The sequence below is a fragment of the Amycolatopsis sp. NPDC049253 genome (genome assembly GCF_040678995.1).
Taxonomy (GTDB): Bacteria; Actinomycetota; Actinomycetes; order Mycobacteriales; family Pseudonocardiaceae; genus Amycolatopsis.
Map to the genome: position 1 here is coordinate 389,593 of NZ_JBFAQX010000004.1, position 20,393 is coordinate 409,985.

Below are 20,393 nucleotides of genomic sequence, written 5' to 3' on the forward strand. Positions count from 1 at the left end.
GGCGTGCCGCGCGGTGTGTGGCCAGGTGGTTACGGGGCGACGACGGTGAGCGCGCCGGGCACGCAGGTGGCGGTGACGGGGGTCCGGCCCTGGGATTCGCCGTCGGCGTAGGCGGGCCAGCCGGGGCCGGCGGCGGTTTCGACCGTCAGTTTCCGGGTGCGCAGGGTGCGGACGGCGGGGTGGTCGACGTGGGCGCCGGTGCGCAGGCCGGGCAGCAGGCGCAGCAGCTGCAGGCGGCCGGCGGCGCCGATCACGGTGACGTCGAACAGTCCGTCGTCCGGGGTGGCCTGGGGGCAGATGGGGACGCCGCCGCCGTAGTACGGCGTGTTGCCGACGGCGACGAGGGTGGCGTCGAGCTCGAGGGTGGTGTCGTCGGTGTGGAGGGTGACGGGGCGGGGGCGGAAGGCGGCGAGCTCGGCGAGGATCGCGACGTCGTAGCGGCGGGGTCCGGAGGGCCAGCGGAGGCGGTTGGCGCGGGCGTTGACGGCGGCGTCGAAGCCGGAGCACAGGACGGTGGCGAACCAGGAGCCGCCCGCCGCACCCCCGTCGAGCCGGCCGAGGTCGAGCCGGCGGCGGGTGCCGGCGCGCAGGGCTTCGGCGAGGGTGTCGGTGGCGGCGAGGGCGTCGGGTGGGGTGCCGAGGGCGCGGACGAAGTCGTTGCCGGTGCCGGACGGGACGAGGCCGAGGGCGACGTCGTGTTCGGCGCAGAACTGCACGCCTTGGTGAGCGGCGCCGTCACCGCCGAGGACGATGAGCACGTCGAGGCCCTCGGCGTGGGCGGAGCGCATGAGGGCGCGGGACTCGTCGACGCTGGTGGCGACGAGGACGTCGAGCCGGTCCACGGCCGGGCGCAGGCGGGCCGCCACGGTGTCCGCGATGCGGGCGGCGGCTCCGTGGCCGGAGGCCGGGTGGACGGCGAGTGCCGCGTTGAGCCCCATCCGGTGGGTCAGGTGATGTCGTCGGTCGAGCGGCTGCGCGGCGAGGTCGCGGGCTCGTCTTCCTCGACGGTGCTCGGCGTGTAGTCGAACGGCGCGGCTTCGTCGTCGGCCAGCTTGTCCCAGCCCTCGTCCTGGCGGACCTTGTCGCGTTTGCGGTCGTGGAAGCGCGCGATCTGGATGGCGATCTCGAACAGCACGGTGAGCGCGGCGGCGAGGCCGAGCATGGAGAACGGGTCGGAGCCCGGGGTGGCGAAGGCGGCGAACACGAACAGCGCGAACAGGATGCCGCGGCGCCAGCGCTTGAGCTGCTGGTACTTGACGACGCCGACGAGGTTGAGCATCACCACGATGAGCGGGAGCTCGAAACTGACGCCGAAGATGACCAGCAGCGACAGGATGAACGAGATGTACTTGTCCGCCGTGAGGGCGGTGATGAACTGGTCCTGGCCGAGGCCGGCGAGCAGGGCCAGCGCGTGGGGCACGAGCAGGTAGGCCAGCACCGCGCCCGCGGCGAACAGCACCGAGGCGAACCCCACGAAGGTGAGCGCGTACTTGCGTTCCTTGGAGTACAGGCCCGGGGCGATGAACGCCCAGAACTGGTAGAGCCAGAACGGCGAGAGGACCACGGCACCGGCGGCGACGCCGACCTTGAGCCGGACCATGAAGACCTCGAACGGCTGTGTCGCCAGCAGGCGGCACGTGCCCTGGTCGCCGCCGAACCGCTGGGAGGCTGGGATGGCGCAGTAGGGGCCGTTCATGATGTTGCCGAGCGACGGGATCGGGCCGAGGTGCTGTTCGAACCAGATCCAGCCGAAGATGCCGCCGATGACGATGAACAGAAGGGCGAACCCGAGCCGGCGCCGGAACTCGTAGACGTGCTCGATGAGCGTCATCGTGCCGTCGGGGTTTTTCCGGCGACTGCGGCGGCCTCGCGTGTTGCGGCTCGCGCCTGTGCCGTTGGCGGCTTCCGCCACTGGTCGTTCCGTTCTCGTCGTAGCCCACCGGAGCGCGCTGGGAGTTCAGCGCGCTCCGTGGACCGGGGACCGGGTGGTGTGGTCGGGCCTCAGCTGGCGTTCTTCTGCGGCTGCTCGGCGGCGGCCTGCTGCTTCTTCAGCTCGTCGAGCTGGCGCTGGAGGTCGGCGACCTGCTGGTCCTGGGCCGGGGCGGTGGCCTGCGGCAGCTGCCGGGTCTCGACCTGCTCGGCCTCGTCCTTGTGCTCGCCGGTGAGGTCCTTGGTCTCGGCCTTGAAGATCTTCATGGACTTGCCGATGGAGCGGGCGGCGTCCGGAAGCCTCTTGGCCCCGAACAGCAGAACCACGACGAGCACCAGGATGATGATGTGCCACGGCTGCAGCGCGTTCATGGCGGTGGCCTCCTTGTTTCTTTAGTCGTTGCCGATGTTACTGGTTTCCGGTGCGTCGCGGCGCTGCGCCACGGCCACGCGAAGTGCTGCGGACCGGGCGCGGAGGAGTCCGGTCCGGTCCTGGGTGTTCGTAGCCACCATGCTCACGGTGCGGCGGAACTGGCGCAAGACTCTGATCGTCCGTACTGACAACAGGATCAGGACGAGCAGGCCCGCCGCGAGCACTACGTAAGTGGGCAGGTACGACACGTGGGTTACCTTAACGGCCGTAGGTTGACGGTAGGTGACGGGATCGGGCCACCGCGTCGGCCGCTCGCCGTCGAACCGCATCAGCCAGTGTGACGGGGCTCTCCACCTGCGCGTCTCCGGCCAGACCGAGGACCAAACGGACCATCCAGGACTCGTCCGCATAGCGCATCCGGATTCTCAGGCGGCCTCCGTCGAGCTCCGCGAGCTCTTCACACGGGTAGTACTCCGCGACCCAGCGCGCGTCAGGGTCGAGCACGAGCTCGGCCTCGCACTGGTCGGGCCGCGCGGAGAACACGCCGTCGGACAGGTCGGTGGGCCGCGCGTGGGCCGGGGGCGAAGCGGGTTCGTCGAGCACGGTCAGCTCGTCGATGCGGTCGAGCCGGAACAGCCGCACGTCCTCGACGCGGCGGCACCAGGCTTCGAGGTAGCCGACGGCCTGCACGATGAGCAGCCGCATCGGGTCCACGGTGCGTTCGGTCATCTGGTCCTTGGACGCGGTGTAGTAGCGCATCCGCAGAGCCCGGCCGGCCTGCAGCGCCGCCGCGACCTCCTCGCGCGTCTTCGCGGCGCGCTTGCCCTCGCGCACGCCGCCGCCGACCACGACGCCGGCCGGCTGTGCCTGGCCCGCGGCATCCTCGATCTTGGCGATGGAGCGGCGCACGGCGTCGCCGTCGACCACCCCGGGGGTGTCGGCGAGCGCGCGCAGGGCCACGAGCAGAGCGGTGGCCTCGCCGCCGGTGAGGCGAAGGGGGCGGCTCATGCCGGCGTCGTGGGTGACGACGATGGTGTCGCCTTCGAAGGACAGGTCGATCAGGTCGCCCGGGCCGTAGCCGGGCAGGCCGCACATCCACAGCAGTTCGAGGTCTTTGCGCAGCTGGCGCGGCGTGACGTCGAAGTCGTGGGCGGCCTCGTCGACGCGCACGCCCGGGCGCGCGAGCAGATAGGGCACGAGCGCGAGCAGGCGCGGCATGCGTTCGGTGGAGCCGCTCATCGGCCGCTCCCCTGCTCGGCGCGGGCGAGGACGGCTTCGAGGCGGTGCTGCACGGATTTGGCGAGCACGTCGGGTTCGAGGACGAGCACGTCGGGTCCCTGGGCGGCGATCCAGTCGGCGGCCGACTCGGGGAAGTAGAGGCCGATCTCGATGAGGTCGCCGTCGGTGCCGTCGATCGTCTCGCGGCCCACGACCTCGCCGCGGCGGCGCACCCCCGCGGCGCGCCCGTCCGCGACCCACAGGCGGGCGGTGGTGACGGGGCTGGATTCCTCACCGCCGCCGGTGACGGACACGAGCTGGAGCAGGTTCACGCCCTCGGGCCGGGTCACCGCGCCCGGTTCGCCGATCGGGGTCACTTTGCCCGTGACGCGGGAGAGCCGGAAGCAGCGGGTGGCGCCGCGGTCGCGGTCGTGCCCGACGACGTACCAGCGGGCGCGCCAGGACACGACGCCCCACGGTTCGAGCTCGCGCATGCGGCGTTCCGGGGAGCCGCTGCGGCGGTACTCGAAGCGCACGGCCTGGCCGCTCTGCACGGCGGCGAGCAGCGGCCCGAACGCCGGTTCGGCGCGCACGCGGGGTTCGATCACGGTGGGTGCCTGGTCGTCGACCTCGACGCCTGCGGCGCGCAGCTTCACGAGCGCGCCCTGGGCCTGCCCGGTCAGCTCGGGCGAGTCCCACAGGCGCACGGCGAGGCCGACCGCGGCCGCTTCGTCGGGGGCCAGGTCGATTTCGCCGAGCTCGTAGTCACGGCGGGCGATGCGGTAGCCCTCGACGGGGTCGAAGGCGGAGTTGCGGCCGGTCTCCAGGGGGATGCCGAGCTCCCGCAGCTCCGTTTTGTCGCGTTCGAACGTGCGGAAGAACGCCTCGTCACTGGCCGCATCGGCGTACCCGGGCACGATTCCGCGGATCCGCTCGGCGGTGAGGTACTGCCGGGTGGACAGCAGGGCGAGCACGAGGTTGACCAGCCGTTCGGCGCGTGCGGTGGACACCCGTACAACCCTAGCTCTCCTCGTCCTCCCCGATCGTGAGGTTCCCCGAACGCGTCGCGGCCCTAGCCTGTAACCATGGCTGAACGTGTACTGCTGGTGACCGGAGCGTCGCGAGGGATCGGGGCGGCGACGGCCAGGCGCGCTGTCGCGGCGGGGTTCCGGGTGGCGCTGGTGGCCCGGAAAACCGAGGCCGTGGCCCCGCTCGTGGCCGAATTCGGCGAGGAGAACGCGCTGGCGCTGGCCGCCGACGTCACCGACTGGCCGGGTGTGTCCGGCGCGGTCGAGGCGACGCTGGCGCGGTTCGGGCGGCTGGACGCGGCTTTCGCGAATGCCGGGATCGGCATGGGCGTGTCGTTCTTCGGCGACGGCGGCGCGGAGCCCGAGCAGTGGCGGGAACTGGTGCTGACGAACGTCTACGGCGCCGCGCTCACGGCGCGTGCCGTGCTGCCGGCGTTGGCGGACACGAGCGGTCATCTCGTGCTGACGGGTTCGGTCGCCGGGCGATACCCGCGCAAGGGGAGCCTGTACTCGGCGACGAAGTGGGCGGTGAGCGGGCTGGCGGCGGGACTCCGGGAGGAGGCCGTGGGCACGGGGGTGCGGGTGACGCTGGTACAGCCCGGCATCACCGACACCGACATCCTGACCGACGAGCAGCGCCGCAAGCCCAAGCTCGCAGCCGACGACGTCGCCCGCGCGGTGCTCTACGCGCTGGAGCAGCCGCCGACGGTCGACGTCAACGAGATCATGGTCCGCCCGACCGGGCAGGTGCTCTAGCGCGCCAACTGGGCGACGCGGCCGCCGGTGCCGCCGGCCCAGCAGGCGCCGAGGGCGGTGCAGTCGACGGTGTCGAAGCTGTCGGTGTCGAACCGGGTCCAGTGGTGGCCGCCGTCGGGGCTGAGGTCGCTGCCGCCGGGGCCCACGGCGAGCACGGTGCCGCCGAGCCACGCCAGGCCGGAGCGGTAGCCCGCGGGGTACTGCCCCGGCGTGCGCCAGGTGCGGCCGCGGTCGCCGCTGAGCGCGACGGCCGGGCCGGGCGCGGTGGGGTTGGCGAAGTCGCCGCCGATCGCGACGCCCTGCCACGGTGTGCGGAACGCGAGCGCGAACACCCCGGCGGAGGCGCTGCTGGGCAGCGGGGTGTCGGCGACGGTCCAGTGGTAACCGGCGTCGCCGGTGTGCAGCACGCGGGCGCGGGCGCCGCCGCCCATCGCGAGCCACGCGTCGAACGGCCCCGAGGTGGCCACGCACTGGCCGCTCGCCGCGAAGCCCGCTTCGCCGGGCAGCGCGGGCGGGAACGCGCTGTCGGGGATCTGCCGCCAGGTGCGGCCGCCGTCCGCCGTGGCCTGCACGCGGAACTTCCCGTCGACGGGGTCGCTCATCGCGAGGCCACGCCAGGGGTCGAAGAAGGCGAGGCAGTCGTAGAACGCCTTCGGGTCGGGGTTGGCGAACGTCTGGCGCCAGTGCCGGCCGGCGTCGTCGGTGCGGTAGACGCGCGAGTCCTCGCCGGGGCCGATGGAGAGCACCACGGCGTGGTCGGCGTCGAACGCCTCGATATCGCGGAACTCCAGCGCCTCCGTGCCGGGCGGCCCGACGGGGCTCCAGGTGCGGCCGCCGTCGGTGGTGCGCAGCACGGTCCCCTGCGTGCCACTGACCCACGCCACGCGCCCGCTGACGGCCGAAAGCCCCCGGAACTGCGCCGTGACCCCGGTGGGCGTCAGCCGCCACGACGGGACCCGCTGAGCCGCGCTCGCCACCCCGCCGGCGACCAGCGGCAGCACCGCGCCCAGCAGCACCAGCAACGCCCGCACGACCCGCATGCGGCCGATCTTGCCGCACCCGGGTGGCGACTTTCGTCGGGAACGCCGGAGGGGCCGCCCACTTCGGGACGGCCCCTCCGGCAACACGTCTTACAGCGAGCTGATCAGGCGCTCGACCCGTTCGTCCACCGAACGGAACGGGTCCTTGCACAGCACGGTGCGCTGGGCCTGGTCGTTGAGCTTGAGGTGGACCCAGTCGACGGTGAAGTCGCGGCCCGCGGCCTGGGCGGCGGCGATGAAGTCGCCACGCAGCTTGGCGCGGGTGGTCTGGGGCGGGGTGTCCTTGGCGGCTTCGATCTCGCCGTCGTCGGTGACGCGCTTGACCAGGCCCTTGCGCTGCAGCAGGTCGAAGATGCCCCGGCCGCGGCGGATGTCGTGGTAGGCGAGGTCGAGCTGGGCGATGCGGGGGCTGGACAGGTCCAGGTCGTGCTTCGCGCGATAGCGCTCGACCAGGCGGTGCTTGATGGCCCAGTCGATCTCGGTGTCGATCTTCGCGAAGTCCTGCTGCTCGACAGCCTCCAGCGCGCGGCCCCACAGCTCGACCACGCGCTCGTTGGCGGGGGTGGAGCCGTTTTCCTTGAGGTGCTGCACGGCGCGGGCGTGGTACTCGCGCTGGATGTCGAGCGCCGAGGCCTCCCGGCCGCCGGCGAGGCGGACCTGGCGGCGGCCGGTGAGGTCGTGGCTGATCTCGCGGATGGCGCGGATGGGGTTGTCGAGGGTGAAGTCGCGGAACTGCACGCCGGCCTCGATCATCTCGAGCACCAGGTTCGCCGACCCGATCTTGAGCATCGTGGTGGGCTCGGCCATGTTCGAGTCGCCCACGATCACGTGCAGGCGCCGGTAGCGCTCGGCGTCCGCGTGGGGCTCGTCGCGGGTGTTGATGATGGGCCGCGAACGCGTGGTGGCGCTGGAGACGCCCTCCCAGATGTGCTCCGCGCGCTGCGAGAGGCAGTACACGGCGCCGCGCGGGGTCTGCAGGACCTTGCCCGCGCCGCAGATGAGCTGGCGGGTGACGAGGAAGGGCAGCAGCACGTCCGCGATCCGGGAGAACTCGCCGGCACGCGTCACGAGGTAGTTCTCGTGGCAGCCGTAGGAGTTGCCCGCGGAGTCGGTGTTGTTCTTGAACAGGAAGATGTCGCCGCCGATGCCCTCGTCGGCCAGCCGGCGCTCGGCGTCGACCAGCAGGTCCTCGAGGATCCGCTCACCGGCCTTGTCGTGCGTGACGAGCTGCGTGAGGTCGTCGCACTCGGCCGTCGCGTACTCGGGGTGCGAGCCCACGTCGAGGTAGAGCCGGGAGCCGTTGGAGAGGAAGACGTTCGACGAGCGTCCCCAGGACACGACCCGCCGGAAGAGATACCGCGCGACCTCGTCGGGCGAGAGCCTGCGCTGACCGTGGAAGGTGCACGTGACCCCGAACTCGGTCTCGATGCCAAAGATCCGCCGCTGCATCCCACCAGAGTAGGCGCTGCACCCCCTTGAGCGGTGCGCCGTTCGGGCGGCGACACGCGGTCGGTACGTTGCGTGAGGTGAGAAACCGCGCGGATCCGGCGACGGAGCGGCGCGGCCCACGCCGGACGGAGAAGAGGTCAGCGACGGTGTTGTACCAGCTCAGCCGCCCGTTCCGGAAGGTCGGACGCACCGATCGGGCCCTGATCGGCCGCAGTGCGGCCCTCCCGAGGACCGGCGCCGACGATGTTCTCGGCTGGCTTTCGAAATCCGCCAACAAATCGCGCCTTTGGTGGATCGTGGCCGCCGCGCTGGCCGCCCGCAAGGGTCCGACACGCCGGGGAGCGCTGCGCGGGATCGTCGCGATCGCCGGGGCGAGCGCGGCCGCGAACCTGCTCGGCAAGCCGCTGTTCCCCCGCCGGCGCCCGGCCGAGGACGAGGTGCCCGAGCACCGGCGGCTGCGCAAGCGGCCCACCTCGTCCTCGTTCCCTTCAGGCCACGCGGCCTCGGCCGCCGCGTTCGCCACGGCCGTGGCGATGGAGTCACCGAAGGCCGGGCTCGCCGTCGCGCCGCTGGCGGGCGCCGTGGCGTACTCGCGGGTCCACACCGGCGTGCACTGGCCCAGCGATGTCGGCGCCGGCATCGTGATCGGCATCGGCGCCGCCGCGCTGACCCGGCACTGGTGGCCCCTGCACCCCGACGTGCCCGCCCGCACCGCGCACACGGCCGAAGCGCCGGAAATGCGCGACGGCGAGGACATGCTGGCCCTGGTCAACCCGCACTCCGGCGTCGACGGCCAGGACCCGACCGAGGACGTCCGCTACGCCTGGCCCAAGGCCACGCTCCTCTACCCCGACCCCGACCAGGACCTGCGCGAACAGCTCGGCGCCGAGATCGACGCCCGCGGCGGCTCCGTGCGCGCGCTGGGCGTGGCGGGTGGCGACGGAACAGTCGCCGCCGTCGCGTCCGTGGCCGCCGAACGCGGCCTGCCGCTCGCCCTCATCCCGGCGGGCACGCTCAACCACTTCGCGCGGGACGTCGGCGTGCGGTCGATGCCCGACGCCGACGCGGCCACCGAGGCCGGCAACGCCGTCGGCATCGACCTGGGCGAGGTCGAGGTCCGCGGCGCGGGCGAGCCGGAGCACCGCTGGTTCGTGAACACCGCGAGCCTCGGCGGCTACCCCGAGATGGTTCGGCTGCGCGAGAAACTGCAGCAGAAGCACCCGAAATGGCCCTCGGCCGCCCTCGCGCTCGCCCGCGTGCTGCGCCGCGCCAAACCGCTGCCGATCCTGCTCAACGGCGAACCCACCGACGTCTGGCTGATCTTCGTCGGCAACGGCACCTACTCCCCCAAGGGCTTCGCCCCCTCGCGGCGCCCGGCGCTGGACACCGGCCTGCTCGACGTGCGCTACCTGCGCGCCGACCTGCCCTACTCCCGCGCCCGCTTCCTGCTCGCGATGGTGACCAACAGCCTCAACGCCAGCCACGTCTACCAGCAGCTGGACCTGCCGGAGCTGCGCGTGAAACTGCTCGGCGGCAACCGCCGCGTGGCCACCGACGGCGAGGTCGGGCCGCTCGGCAACGAGTTCACCTTCCGTGCCCGCCCCAGCGCCCTGACGATCTACCGCAACCCCGACAACCGGGCTTGACCTGGGCTTTACCCGCTCACAGCGAATCCACAGCGTCCCGTCCCTAGCGTGATCACGTCAGATGCGGGCGACCCTGCCTGCGTCCGTTTCACGGCAGGGACCCCTTCGTGCGTTTTTCCTCATGCGGTGCCACGCGCCCGACCACACCGGCGGTGCGGCCGTGATGCCGCAGGCCGCCGTCGACCCGGTGCTGCCGCCCGACATCACGGCCCAAGCACGGGACCTCGGCCCGCTCGAGTCCCCGGCGATCTGGCTGACCGCCGCCGGCGCGGCCGTCGCCGTACTCGCCGTGACCATCGCGCTCGGGCACCACCGGCGCGCCCGCCGCTGGGGAACCGGCGGCGCGGTGGTGCTCTTCCTCCTCGCCGCCGTGACCGCCGTGAACAGCTACGTCGGCTACGTCCGCACCCCCGACGACCTCGGCCGGCTCTTCGAACGCGGCTCCGGCGCGGCCGACGCCGTGGGCATGCTGCTCGACGACGGCGCCGACGAACCCGACGCACCGGCCGACCCCGCCGCCACCGCGCAGCACCATCCCGCGGTGACGAGCAGCGCACAACGGGTCGACGTGCTCAGCCTGCCCGACCCCGCCGACGCCGTGCCCTCGGGCGAGAACTACGTGATCCTCCCGCCCGGCTACGACGACCCGGCCAACGCGGGCCACCGCTACCCCGTCGTCTACCTGATCCACGGCTACCCCTATGGCGGCCCGCGCGACTGGCTCACCTCCGGCGCAGCACCCGACGCCCTGCGCAACCTCGAAGCCGACCACGTGATCGCCCCCATGATCGTGGTCAGCGTCGACCTCACCGCCGGTGCACCCAGCAAGGACTGGGAAGGCCTCGACGTGCCCGGCGGGCCGCAACTGGAGACCTACCTCGCGAAAACCGTCGTCGCCGGCGTCGACCACCACTACCGGACCCTCGCCGACCGCCGCCACCGCGCGCTCGGCGGCATGTCCGGCGGCGGGTTCGCCGCGCTCAACACCGGCCTGCACCACCTCGACGAGTTCGCCACCCTCGTCATCGCCCTGCCCTACGACGACCTCAACGACTCCATCGGCGTCCTCGACGGCCACCTCTCCACCATCGCCGCGAACACGCCACGCCACTACCTGCCGACGATGACGTTCACCGCACCGATCTCCGTGCTCCTCGCAGCCGGCACCGGCGCCCCCACCGACGTCGCCACGGCCCACCGCATCGCCGACGCACTGCACCACCGCGGCCAGGAAGCCGTCGTCCACACCGAACACGGCTTCAACCACACCTGGCACACCGCCCGCGCGACCCTGCCCTACCTCCTGGCCTTCGCCGATCAGAACTTCCACAGCCCCACGCCGACATCCTGAACACCGGCCCCGAAACGCCGGGTGGGCCGCCCGGAAACCCGGACGGCCCACCCGCACAACCACGTCACTCCTTGGCGGAGCCACCGTCCGAGTCACCCTCGGCCGGCTTCTCCGCCTCGTCCTTCGCCGGCGGCTCGGGCAGCAACGCGTCCAGCGCCGCCCCCGTCAACCGGCGGAACGCCCGCCGCGGCCGCGCCCGGTCCAGCACCGCGACCTCGAGCTTGATCTGGTCCGGCTCGGCGGCCGCACCGTTGTTGCCGTTCGACGACGACACAGTCGCCCGCAGGCCCTCGATCGCCGTCGCCAGCGCCGTCGCCAGATCGTGCTCCGGGTCGACGGTGTCCTTCAGCTTCGCGCTGATCGGCTCGGTCTGCCCACCCATCACCACAAACGGCGACTCGTCGAAAATCGACCCGTCGTAAGTCAGCCGGTACAGCTGGTCCTCCGACTGGTTCGACCCGACCTCGGCGACACACACCTCCACCTCGAACGGCTTCAGCTGCTCGGTGAAGATGCTGCCCAACGTCGCGGCATACGCGTTCGCCAGCGCCCGGGCACTCACATCACGCCGGTCGTACTGGTAGCCCTTCAGATCCGCGTGCCGGATCCCCGCCACCCGCAGGTTCTCGAACTCCGAGTACCGGCCCACCGCGGCGAACCCGATCCGGTCGTAGATCTCCGACACCTTGTGCAACGTCGCCGACGGGTTCTCCGCCACGAACAGCACCCCACCGGAGTACTTCAGCACCACCACGCTCCGGCCGCGCGCGATGCCCTTGCGCGCCAGCTCGGAACGCTCCCGCATCAGCTGCTCGGGAGAGGCATACAACGGCATCGTCACGGTGTCGGCTCCACGTTCTCCGGTGTACCGGCGGTCGAAGGTTCAGCGTTCGGAAAAGTCACCGGCGATCAGCTCGGCCGGTGGTGCGTGCGCTCGGCGCGGCCGGCCACCACGGCCTCCGCCACCGCCGCCGTCTGCTCGGACGGCAGCTGCACCGCACCGGTCTCGGCGGTGATCGTCACGACGCTCGGGAAAATGCGCCGCACCAGGTCCGGCCCACCACTCGCGGTGTCGTCGTCCGCCGCGTCGTACAACGCCTCCACGGCCGCCCGCACCGCGGCGTCGACATCCGCGTCCGGGTCGTACAGCTTCTTCAGCGCCGACTTCGCGAACAGCGAACCCGACCCGACACCCGCATACCCGGCGTTCTCCTCGTAACGCCCACCGGCGGCGTCGTACGAGATGATCCGGCCGGCGCGCTTCGCGTCCTCGGCCTCCAGGTCGTAGCCCACGAACAGCGGCACCACGGCCAGGCCCGCCATCGCCATGTCCAGGTTGGCCTTCACCATCCCGGCCAGCTTGTTCGTCTTGCCGTCCAGCGACAGCGACACACCCTCGATCTTCTCGTAGTGCGCCAGCTCCACCGCGTACAACCGGACCATCTCCACGGCCAGACCCGCGGTACCCGCGATCCCCACCGCCGAGTACTCGTCCGTGACGTGCACCTTCTCGATGTCCCGGCTCGCGATCAGGTTCCCCGACGTCGCCCGCCGGTCACCCGCGATCAGCACACCCCCGGCGAACGTCAGCGCCACGATCGTCGTCCCGTGCGGCACCGCCAGCTCACCCGCCCCCGACGACGGCACCCGCCGCGCCGGCAACAGCTCGGGCGCCTGCGCCCGCACGAAATCCGCGAACGACGACGAAGCCGGCGAGAAGTACGAAGCAGGCAGGCCGGGTCCCGAAAAACCCGCCCGAGGGAAGGTGTTGTCCATACGTGCTCTTGGTTCCCATCTGTATCGGCTGAAGAAACAACGCTGAGGCCGCGTGCTACCGCGCCACGGCGAACTCTGCCGCGCAGTATGTCGCTCCGCACCGCGCATCCCGTGCAGCGGCACGCCAACCGACAACCGCCCCCGGAAACCCGAGGGCGGCTACCGGCCGCGAACGACTACTCGCCGCCCTTCTGCACGTAGGCGCGAACGAAGTCCTCGGCGTTCTCCTCCAGCACGTCGTCGATCTCGTCGAGGATCGTGTCGACGTCCTCGCCGAGCTTCTCGCGCCGCTCCTGGCCCGCCGCTCCGGTGGCTTCGAACTCCTCGTCGGAGTCCCCACCGCCGTGCTTCTCGATCTTCTCCTGCGCCATATCGCCTCCCGGTGTGGCCGATGATTCCTAGCCTACCCAGCGGCCCCGACATTCGGGGCAACGCCGCGATCCCGATCCCCGGCACCGTGCCGGTTCGGACTAGTCCGAACCGGTGATCGCCTCGACCAGCTCCTCGGCCGTCGCCGCCGCGTCCAGCAGCTTCCCGACGTGCGCCTTCGTGCCCCGCAGCGGCTCCAGCGTCGGGATCCGCACCAGCGACTCCTTGCCCACGTCGAAGATGACCGAATCCCACGACGCCGCCGCGATCGACGTCGCGTACTTCTCCAGAGCCCGCCCCCGGAAATACGCCCGCGTGTCCGACGGCGGAGTCGTGATCGCCGCCTGGACCTCTTCCTCCGTGACCAGCCGCTTCATCGACCCCCGCGTCACCAGCCGGTTGTACAGGCCCTTCGCCAGCCGCACGTCCGAGTACTGCAGATCCACCAGCCGCAACCGCGGCGCACCCCACGCCAGCTGATCCCGCTCCCGGTACCCCTCCAGCAACCGCAGCTTCGCCGGCCAGTCCAACCGGTCCGCGCACTCTTGCGGATCCCGCGCCAGCGCATCCAGCACCTCGCCCCAGACCCGCAGAACCTCCTTCGACGCCTCGTCCGCCCCCGTGCGCTCGAGATTCGCCGCCGCGATCTCGTGGTAGGCGAACTGCAGGTCCAGCCCCGAGAACTTCTTCCCGTTCGCCAGCTCGACCTTCGTCTTCAACGTCGGGTCGTGACTGATCTTGTGCACGGCCCGCACCGGCTCGTCCAGCTTCAGCTCGTCGAACCGGATCCCCGACTCGATCAGGTCCAGGATCAGCGCCGTCGTACCCACCTTCAGGTAGGTCGAGTACTCCGACAGGTTCGCGTCACCGATGATGACGTGCAACCGCCGGTACTTGTCCGCGTCCGCGTGAGGCTCGTCGCGCGTGTTGATGATCCCGCGCTTCAACGTCGTCTCCAGGCCGACCTCGACCTCGATGTAGTCCGACCGCTGCGACAGCTGGAAACCGGCCTCTTCGCTCTGCTGGCCGATCCCGACCCGCCCCGAACCCGTCACCACCTGCCGCGACACGAAGAACGGCGTCAACCCCGCGATGATCGCCGTGAACGGCGTCGACCGCGAACACAGGTAGTTCTCGTGCGTGCCGTAACTCGCACCCTTGCCGTCCACGTTGTTCTTGTACAGCTGCAACGGCGGCTGACCGGGCACCGACGCCGCCTTCAGCGCCGCCTCCTCCATCACCCGCTCGCCGGCCTTGTCCCAGATCACCGCGTCACGCGCGTTCGTGACCTCCGGCGCCGAGTACTCCGGATGCGCGTGGTCCACATACAGCCGCGCCCCGTTCGTCAGGATGACGTTCGCGGCGCCCAGGTCCTCCACGTCCGGGTCGTGCCCGGGCCCACCGGGACCCGTCAGGTCGAACCCGCGCGCGTCGCGCAACGGCGACTCCACCTCGTAGTCCCACCGGGCCCGGCGAGCCCGCGGAATGTCAGCAGCCGCCGCGTAGGCGAGCACCACCTGGGTCGAGGTGAGCACCGGGTTCGCCGTGGCGTCCCCGGGCACGGCGATGCCGTACTCGACTTCGGTTCCCATGATCCGACGCATACCCACCACCCTACGGGGTAGGACCGTGCGACGATGCCCCCATGCCAGGCAGTGACGAACTCGTTGCCCTCTATGACCGAGCCGGCCACGTTGTGGGCCAGGCACCCCGCTCCCGCGTCCGCGCCGAAGGACTGTGGCACGCCGCCGGCGTGGTGCTCGTCCGTTCGGGCGACGGCGAATCCGTCTACGTCCACCTCCGCACCGCGGACAAGGACATCTTCCCGTCCACCTGGGACTGCTGGGCCGGCGGAGTCGTCGCCGCGGGCGAAACCCCCGCCGACTGCGCCCGCCGCGAGCTCGCCGAAGAACTCGGCGTCCACGGAGTGGAACCGCAACCCTTGTTCACCAAGATCTACGACCAGGGCACCGTCCACTGCCACAACTTCGCCTTCGAAGTCCGCTGGGACGGCCCCATCCACCACCAGGCCGAAGAGATCGCCGAAGGCCGGTGGCTCCCCCTCACCGAACTGCGCGCCTGGGCCGACGACCCCGCAAGCCCCTTCATCCCCGACGGCCGCGAAGGCGTACAGGAATGGTTCCGCCGCTACGGCTGAGCGACCAGCTTCGCCACGACCTTCGGCAGCAACCGCGTCGCCGCCTCCGCCGCCCGCGCCGGCGTGCTCGCCACCACGCTCAACGCCGACACCAGCTCACCCTTCGCCAGCAGCACCGTGCACGTCGACCCGTCACACCACGCCCGCTGCTGCGCAACACCCGGCTGGGGCGGAATCGCCAGCACCTGACCGGCACAGTCCGCCGCCGACACCACATCCGCGCCCGACCCACCCGCATACGCCGTGACCTCGTGCGTGATCCCCGAACCACTCGGGTACACCCAGCTCGCCGACCGCCGCTCCCCCTGAGCCAACCCAGACAAGCACCCCGACGCCTTGCCCGGCCCCGGCGCCACGCCCTCTTCCGCAACGTCCTCATCGGACAGCAACGCGGCCGAAGCCGCCGCAGCGGCCAGGATCCGGGGATCGGGCGAAGGAGACGCGGAAGTGCTCGACGGTGCGACAGGCGGTGGAATCACCGGTGCGGACGACGTCGCGTCGTTCACGGGCGTCGGATCGTCGTAGTACGTCTCGAGGTCGTTGGGCCGGTTGCCACACGCGGTCGTGAGCCCTACCAGCGCGACCGCCGCCACCGCGAGCACCTGCCGATGACGCACCTGCCGCCCCTCCGGAAGATCCGAGAACCGCGGCCCACCCGCCGGGCCCGCGCTGCAGCGAGGGTAGTGCAGCCCCTCAGTCCCACCCGAGGTGGGACCGGTGCCGCCAGTACTCCTCCGGCACCTCCGCGAGTCCCGCGAGCTCGGCCACCTCGTCCGCGGTCAGCGAAACCCGCGTGGCGGCCAGGTTCGCCGCCAGCTGCGCCGTGCTCGACGGACCCACCAGCGCCGCCGAAACCCAGTCGTTCGCCAGCACCGCGGCCACCGCGACCGCGTCCGGCCCCACGCCGTGCGCGGCGGCGATCCGGGTCAGCGGCGCGGGCGCCTCCACGACCAGGCGGCCGTTGGCCAGCGTCTCCTTGATCAGCACCCGTTTCCCCGCCGACCGCGCCTCCGCCAGCGCTCCGCCGACCGACGGCTCCAGGACGTTCCAAGTGGACTGCACCGACGAGAACACCGGTCGCCCAGCCGCTTCCAGCTCGAACGCCCGCCGCACGGCGTCCGCCTGCGCCGGTCCGGACGTGGAGAACCCGACCTCGACGCCCTGGTCCGACAACCCCGCCAAGGCCTCGATCAGCGCCACGTCGGAGAACAGTGGACTGTCCACAGTGAGCGAATGCACCTGGTACAGGTCCACGTGCTCACCCAGCAACGCCCGCGTCTCGGCCCACTGCTCGGCGAACCGCGCCGCCGAGTGCTCCTTGACCTCGTGCACCGGCGCGTCGAGCCGCCACCCGCCGACGTAGCGGTAGCCCCACTTGCTCGACACCGTCACGTCGGTGTGCCCGGTCTCCGCGAGCCAGCTCGCGAGGAAGTCCTCGGCCAGCCCGTAGGACCGCGCGACGTCGACCCAGCGCACCCCCGCCGCGTAGGCAGCGTCGAGCACCTCGTGGGTCGCGGCGCGCATCGCCGGCACGTCCCGCGTCCCCGGCAGCTCCCGGCCCAGGTTGATGTACGCGGGCCGGCCGAGAGCGGCGAGCCCGACCGCGATGCGCTCCATTCGGTGTCCTTGTCTACGCTGGTTTCGGATGGTGACGTGATTGCGTGGCCGGTCCAGGAATTTTTGCCTCTACGACCAGCCGTATAGGTCGTTATACAGTTTGTTTGTGCCGGAGGATGGCGAGCCATTGCCCGGAGTTCTGGGCTTGGCGGTGAAGTTTCTCGAGGCGGGCGGCGGGTGCCCGGACGTAGCCTTTGCCGAACACGGGGGCGATCTGGCGGAGGCTGGCGCCTTCCTCGCGGGCGGCGAGCAGGGCCCAGTCGGACGCGTCGGCACAGGCCGCGGAGGCGCGGCGCAGCTCCCCCAGCAGGTCGATGAGGTCGTTGGCGTTCAGCTCCCCCGCCTGGACGGCGGCCGCGGTCGTCTCCAGCCAGGTCAGGACGTCGGCTTCGGTGATCGGGGCGCGCGGGCGCGGAGTGTCGTCGATGCTCACAGCCGGGAAGTATAGGGCGTTATACACCAGAGTTCAGTGACGTGGCCGAAAACCGCTGGCCTCGCGGCGTGGCGAGCCCGTTGACTCACCGGTGACGACGAGGAGGAGCATGGCCGGGAGGTTCGGTATCGGTGCGCGGTTCGTCGCACTGGCCGTGGTGTGGGGCGCGAGTTTCCTGTTCATCAAGGTGGGCCTGCAAGGCCTCTCCCCCGCCCAGGTGGCGTTGGCGCGAGTCGGCTTCGGCGCGCTGGCGCTCGCCGTGGTCCTTGTGGCGCGGCGCCGGCCCCTCCCCCTCGATCCCGCGCTGTGGGGGCATCTCGCGGTGGTGTCGGTGCTGTTGTGCGCAGCGCCGTTCCTGCTGTTCTCGTGGGCGGAGCAGTACATCTCCTCCGGGCTGGCCAGCATCTTCAACGCGACGACCCCGTTGCTGACCATGGTGTTCGCCGCGGCGGCGCTGCCTGCGGAGCGCCTGACCGCGCCGCGCGTGGCGGGCCTGCTGCTCGGGTTCGCGGGCGTGCTGACGCTCGTCGGCGTGTGGCAGGGCGTGGACCTCTCGCACGAGCTCACGGCTCAGCTGGCCTGCCTGGGCGCCACGACGTGCTACGGCGCGGCTTTCGTGTACCTGCGCCGGTTCGTGTCCCCGAAGGGCGCCGATCCCGTGGTCGTCGCGTTCGGGCAGGTCGGCTTCGCGACGGTGCTGCTTTTGCTGCTGGCGCCGATGGTGGCGAGCCAGCAAGTACACCTCAGCGCCGCTGTGGTGGTCAGCATGCTCGCGCTCGGCGTGCTGGGAACGGGGATCGCGTACGTGTGGAACACACGCGTAGTAGCGGCCTGGGGCGCAGCACACGCTTCGTCGGTGACTTACCTCACACCTGTGGTGGGAGTGGTGCTCGGCGTGCTCGTGCTGCACGAGCCCGTGCACTGGAACGAACCTGCCGGCGCCGTCCTCGTGGTGCTCGGAATCCTCGCCTCGCACGGGAAACTCGCACCACGCAAGCCGGAGCGTGCCGCCGCGAAGTGACCACCGCCGGCGGCCCGGGGACTCGCCCCCGGGCGGGGTTCGGGGGTTGCACCCCCAAAAACACGGCGGGTGGGGTGTGCTTGCGCATTCCGCAAGCACACCCCACCCGCCGCACTCGCCCTACAGGTACTGACCCGTGTTGGTGGCGGTGTCGATCGCCCGCCCCGAGTCCTGGTTCTTGCCGGTGACGAGCGTGCGGATGTAGACGATCCGCTCACCCTTCTTGCCGGAGATCCGGGCCCAGTCGTCCGGGTTCGTGGTGTTCGGCAGGTCCTCGTTCTCCGCGAACTCGTCGACGATCGCGTCCAGCAGGTGCTGCACGCGCAAGCCGGGCTGCTGGGTCTCCAGCACCGACTTGATGGCCGACTTCTTCGCCCGGTCCACGATGTTCTGGATCATCGCGCCCGAGTTGAAGTCGCGGAAGTACAGGACTTCCTTGTCCCCGTTGGCGTAGGTCACCTCGAGGAACCGGTTTTCGTCGCTCTCCTCGTACATGCGCTCGACGGTGTGCTGGATCATCGCGTCGAACGTGGCCTTCTGGTCCCCGCCGAACTCCGCCAGGTCGTCGGCGTGGATCGGCAGGCCCTCGGCCAGGTACTTGGAGAAGATGTCCTTCGCGCCTTCGGCGTCCGGACGCTCGATCTTGATCTTCACGTCGAGCCGGCCCGGCCGCAGGATCGCCGGGTCGATCATGTCCTCACGGTTGGAGGCGCCGATGACGATGACGTTCTCCAGCCCTTCCACACCGTCGATCTCCGACAGCAGCTGCGGCACGATCGTGGTCTCCACGTCGGAGGACACGCCCGAGCCACGGGTGCGGAAGATGGAGTCCATCTCGTCGAAGAACACGATGACGGGAGTGCCCTCGGAGGCCTTCTCCCGAGCTCGTTGGAAGATCAGGCGGATGGACCGCTCGGTCTCGCCGACGAACTTGTTGAGCAGCTCGGGACCCTTGATGTTCAGGAAGTAGGACTTCCCGTCCGCCTTGTCGCCCCGTGCCTGCGCGACCTTCTTGGCCAGGGAGTTGGCCACCGCCTTGGCGATGAGCGTCTTCCCGCAGCCCGGAGGCCCGTAGAGCAGCACACCCTTCGGCGGCCGCAGCTGGTACTCCTGGTAGAGATCGGCGTGCAGGAACGGCAGCTCCACCGCGTCGCGGATCTGCTCGATCTGCCTGCTCAGGCCACCGATGTCCTCGTAGCGGACGTCGGGCACCTCCTCCAGCACCAGGTCCTCGACCTCGGCCTTCGGCACGCGCTCGTACGCGTACCCGACCTTCGAGTCGACGAGCAGCGAATCGCCCGGCTTGAGCGGCTGCTCGGCCAGCGGTTCGGAGAGCAGGACAACCCGCTCTTCGTCCGCGTGCCCCACCACGAGAGCGCGGGGAATACCGCCCTCGTCCTCGGGTGCGAGCACCTCACGCAGTGCGCACACCTCACCGGTGCGCTCGAAATCGCCGCCTTCGACGACGGTGAGTGCCTCGTTGAGACGCAGCGCCTGACCACGGCGCAGCGACGAGATCTCCACGGCCGGCGACACCGAGACCCGCATCTTGCGGCCCGCGGTGAAGACGTCCACCGTGTTGTCCTCGTACGAGGTGACGAAGACCCCGTAGCCGCTCGGCGGCTGGGCCAGCCTGTCGACCTCTTCGCGGAGGGCGAGCAGCTGACCACGCGCCTCGCGCAGGGTCTCGACCAGTTTCGTGTTGCGCTCGGTGAGCTGGCTCACCCGTTCGGACGCCTCGGCGAGGCGCTGTTCGAGAACTCGGTTCTGCCGCGGCGAATCGGTGAGTTTGCGACGCAAGAGCGCCACTTCCTCCTCGAGAAAACGGATCTGCCGGGCTTGTTGTTCCGCCGTCTGCCCAGCTCCGCCTGTTGCTGAAGGGTCGGCCTCCTCGCGCCGACCTCCGGGAAGGTCATGATGCATCGGGCACCTCCTCGGAGTGCTTTTCATTCCACGGTACCGGCGATCACCGACAAGAAAAGGCCTTTCCGCATCACAAGATCGGCGCGTCGCGATTTCCGCACCCGCTCAGCACGGTCGTCACGGATGCGCAAGCGGCCGATTCGGTGCCCGGACACCGGAGGCCGTCACGCCGTGTTCCACCAGGCGAAAGCGAGCACGGTGCAGGTACCCCGCGGACCCCGCCACCAACCCTGGTTTCGCCGGATTCCGGCCTGAGCGCACGGATCCCGGGCGGCCTGGCTAGCATCCCCCGGGGTTCACCTCACC

General features: G+C 70.9%; 21 protein-coding genes. 5 read left to right on the plus strand and 16 right to left on the minus strand.

Features of this window, described 5'->3' with window-relative positions:
* Positions 1-29 precede the first annotated feature (29 nt).
* The 6 genes from AB0K15_RS12370 to AB0K15_RS12395 form a co-directional block, all read right to left on the minus strand.
* Positions 30-938, minus strand: a complete 909-nt coding sequence (locus tag AB0K15_RS12370) for a YegS/Rv2252/BmrU family lipid kinase (protein ID WP_364048710.1) — start codon at positions 936-938, stop codon at positions 30-32.
* Between the two features lie 8 nt (positions 939-946).
* Complete coding sequence (gene tatC / locus AB0K15_RS12375; RefSeq protein WP_364048712.1) at positions 947-1,912, minus strand: twin-arginine translocase subunit TatC; 966 nt, start codon at positions 1,910-1,912, stop codon at positions 947-949.
* Between the two features lie 89 nt (positions 1,913-2,001).
* Positions 2,002-2,301, minus strand: coding sequence for a Sec-independent protein translocase subunit TatA (gene tatA / locus AB0K15_RS12380; protein ID WP_364048714.1), 300 nt, complete (start codon positions 2,299-2,301; stop codon positions 2,002-2,004).
* Between the two features lie 21 nt (positions 2,302-2,322).
* The gene (locus AB0K15_RS12385; RefSeq protein WP_364048716.1) at positions 2,323-2,550 is read right to left on the minus strand and encodes a bacteriophage holin; all 228 of its coding nucleotides are present in this window, start codon (positions 2,548-2,550) and stop codon (positions 2,323-2,325) included.
* Positions 2,551-2,560: 10 nt separating this feature from the next.
* Positions 2,561-3,541, minus strand: coding sequence for a WYL domain-containing protein (locus tag AB0K15_RS12390; protein WP_364048718.1), 981 nt, complete (start codon positions 3,539-3,541; stop codon positions 2,561-2,563).
* Positions 3,538-4,530: a WYL domain-containing protein gene (locus AB0K15_RS12395; RefSeq protein WP_364048720.1), complete on the minus strand. Its 993-nt coding sequence runs from the start codon at positions 4,528-4,530 to the stop codon at positions 3,538-3,540. The genes AB0K15_RS12390 and AB0K15_RS12395 overlap by 4 nt, the downstream gene beginning before the upstream one ends.
* Positions 4,531-4,605: 75 nt before the next feature.
* Here AB0K15_RS12395 and AB0K15_RS12400 point away from each other — a divergent pair, with 75 nt between their 5' ends.
* Positions 4,606-5,304: an SDR family oxidoreductase gene (locus tag AB0K15_RS12400; RefSeq protein ID WP_364048722.1), complete on the plus strand. Its 699-nt coding sequence runs from the start codon at positions 4,606-4,608 to the stop codon at positions 5,302-5,304.
* On the opposite strand, the gene AB0K15_RS12405 is transcribed toward AB0K15_RS12400, so the two are convergent.
* Entirely contained in the window at positions 5,301-6,335 is a 1,035-nt protein-coding gene (locus AB0K15_RS12405) for an oxidoreductase (RefSeq protein ID WP_364049001.1), read from the minus strand. The two genes, AB0K15_RS12400 and AB0K15_RS12405, sit on opposite strands and share 4 nt — an antisense overlap.
* 99 nt (positions 6,336-6,434) lie before the next feature.
* Positions 6,435-7,793 (minus strand): Pup--protein ligase, encoded by a 1,359-nt coding sequence (pafA, locus tag AB0K15_RS12410; RefSeq protein WP_220240774.1) that lies wholly within the window; start codon positions 7,791-7,793, stop codon positions 6,435-6,437.
* Positions 7,794-7,939: 146 nt separating this feature from the next.
* Here pafA and AB0K15_RS12415 point away from each other — a divergent pair, with 146 nt between their 5' ends.
* Together AB0K15_RS12415 and AB0K15_RS12420 are read left to right on the plus strand one after the other, a co-directional pair.
* The gene (locus AB0K15_RS12415) at positions 7,940-9,439 is read left to right on the plus strand and encodes a phosphatase PAP2 family protein (RefSeq protein WP_364048724.1); all 1,500 of its coding nucleotides are present in this window, start codon (positions 7,940-7,942) and stop codon (positions 9,437-9,439) included.
* A 121-nt stretch (positions 9,440-9,560) separates the two neighbouring features.
* Complete coding sequence (locus tag AB0K15_RS12420; RefSeq protein ID WP_364048726.1) at positions 9,561-10,790, plus strand: alpha/beta hydrolase-fold protein; 1,230 nt, start codon at positions 9,561-9,563, stop codon at positions 10,788-10,790.
* Between the two features lie 64 nt (positions 10,791-10,854).
* On the opposite strand, the gene prcA is transcribed toward AB0K15_RS12420, so the two are convergent.
* The 4 genes from prcA to dop form a co-directional block, all read right to left on the minus strand.
* Positions 10,855-11,631, minus strand: a complete 777-nt coding sequence (gene prcA / locus AB0K15_RS12425) for a proteasome subunit alpha (protein ID WP_364048728.1) — start codon at positions 11,629-11,631, stop codon at positions 10,855-10,857.
* 68 nt (positions 11,632-11,699) lie between these two features.
* A complete protein-coding gene (gene prcB / locus AB0K15_RS12430) occupies positions 11,700-12,566 on the minus strand; it encodes a proteasome subunit beta (protein ID WP_364048730.1) in 867 nt (288 codons plus the stop codon).
* A gap of 176 nt (positions 12,567-12,742) precedes the next feature.
* Complete coding sequence (locus AB0K15_RS12435) at positions 12,743-12,937, minus strand: ubiquitin-like protein Pup (RefSeq protein ID WP_220240779.1); 195 nt, start codon at positions 12,935-12,937, stop codon at positions 12,743-12,745.
* 99 nt (positions 12,938-13,036) lie between these two features.
* Positions 13,037-14,539 carry a depupylase/deamidase Dop gene (gene dop, locus AB0K15_RS12440; RefSeq protein WP_364048732.1) on the minus strand — a complete coding sequence of 501 codons (1,503 nt, stop codon included), beginning with the start codon at positions 14,537-14,539 and terminating at the stop codon, positions 13,037-13,039.
* A gap of 41 nt (positions 14,540-14,580) precedes the next feature.
* Between dop and AB0K15_RS12445 the strand changes: the two genes are divergently transcribed.
* Positions 14,581-15,093 (plus strand): NUDIX domain-containing protein, encoded by a 513-nt coding sequence (locus tag AB0K15_RS12445; RefSeq protein WP_364048734.1) that lies wholly within the window; start codon positions 14,581-14,583, stop codon positions 15,091-15,093.
* Here the strand turns inward: AB0K15_RS12445 and AB0K15_RS12450 are convergent.
* From AB0K15_RS12450 to AB0K15_RS12460, 3 genes are all read right to left on the minus strand, one after another.
* The gene (locus AB0K15_RS12450) at positions 15,084-15,710 is read right to left on the minus strand and encodes a hypothetical protein (RefSeq protein WP_364048736.1); all 627 of its coding nucleotides are present in this window, start codon (positions 15,708-15,710) and stop codon (positions 15,084-15,086) included. The genes AB0K15_RS12445 and AB0K15_RS12450 overlap by 10 nt on opposite strands.
* A 76-nt stretch (positions 15,711-15,786) precedes the next feature.
* On the minus strand, positions 15,787-16,710 hold the full coding sequence (locus AB0K15_RS12455) for an aldo/keto reductase (protein WP_364048738.1): 924 nt from the start codon (positions 16,708-16,710) through the stop codon (positions 15,787-15,789).
* A 91-nt stretch (positions 16,711-16,801) separates the two neighbouring features.
* Positions 16,802-17,143, minus strand: a complete 342-nt coding sequence (locus tag AB0K15_RS12460; RefSeq protein WP_364048740.1) for a hypothetical protein — start codon at positions 17,141-17,143, stop codon at positions 16,802-16,804.
* A gap of 109 nt (positions 17,144-17,252) precedes the next feature.
* Between AB0K15_RS12460 and AB0K15_RS12465 the strand changes: the two genes are divergently transcribed.
* The gene (locus tag AB0K15_RS12465) at positions 17,253-18,164 is read left to right on the plus strand and encodes a DMT family transporter (RefSeq protein ID WP_364048742.1); all 912 of its coding nucleotides are present in this window, start codon (positions 17,253-17,255) and stop codon (positions 18,162-18,164) included.
* Positions 18,165-18,284: 120 nt separating this feature from the next.
* Here the strand turns inward: AB0K15_RS12465 and arc are convergent, their stop codons facing one another.
* Positions 18,285-20,087 carry a proteasome ATPase gene (gene arc / locus AB0K15_RS12470; protein WP_364048744.1) on the minus strand — a complete coding sequence of 601 codons (1,803 nt, stop codon included), beginning with the start codon at positions 20,085-20,087 and terminating at the stop codon, positions 18,285-18,287.
* Positions 20,088-20,393: the final 306 nt, after the last annotated feature.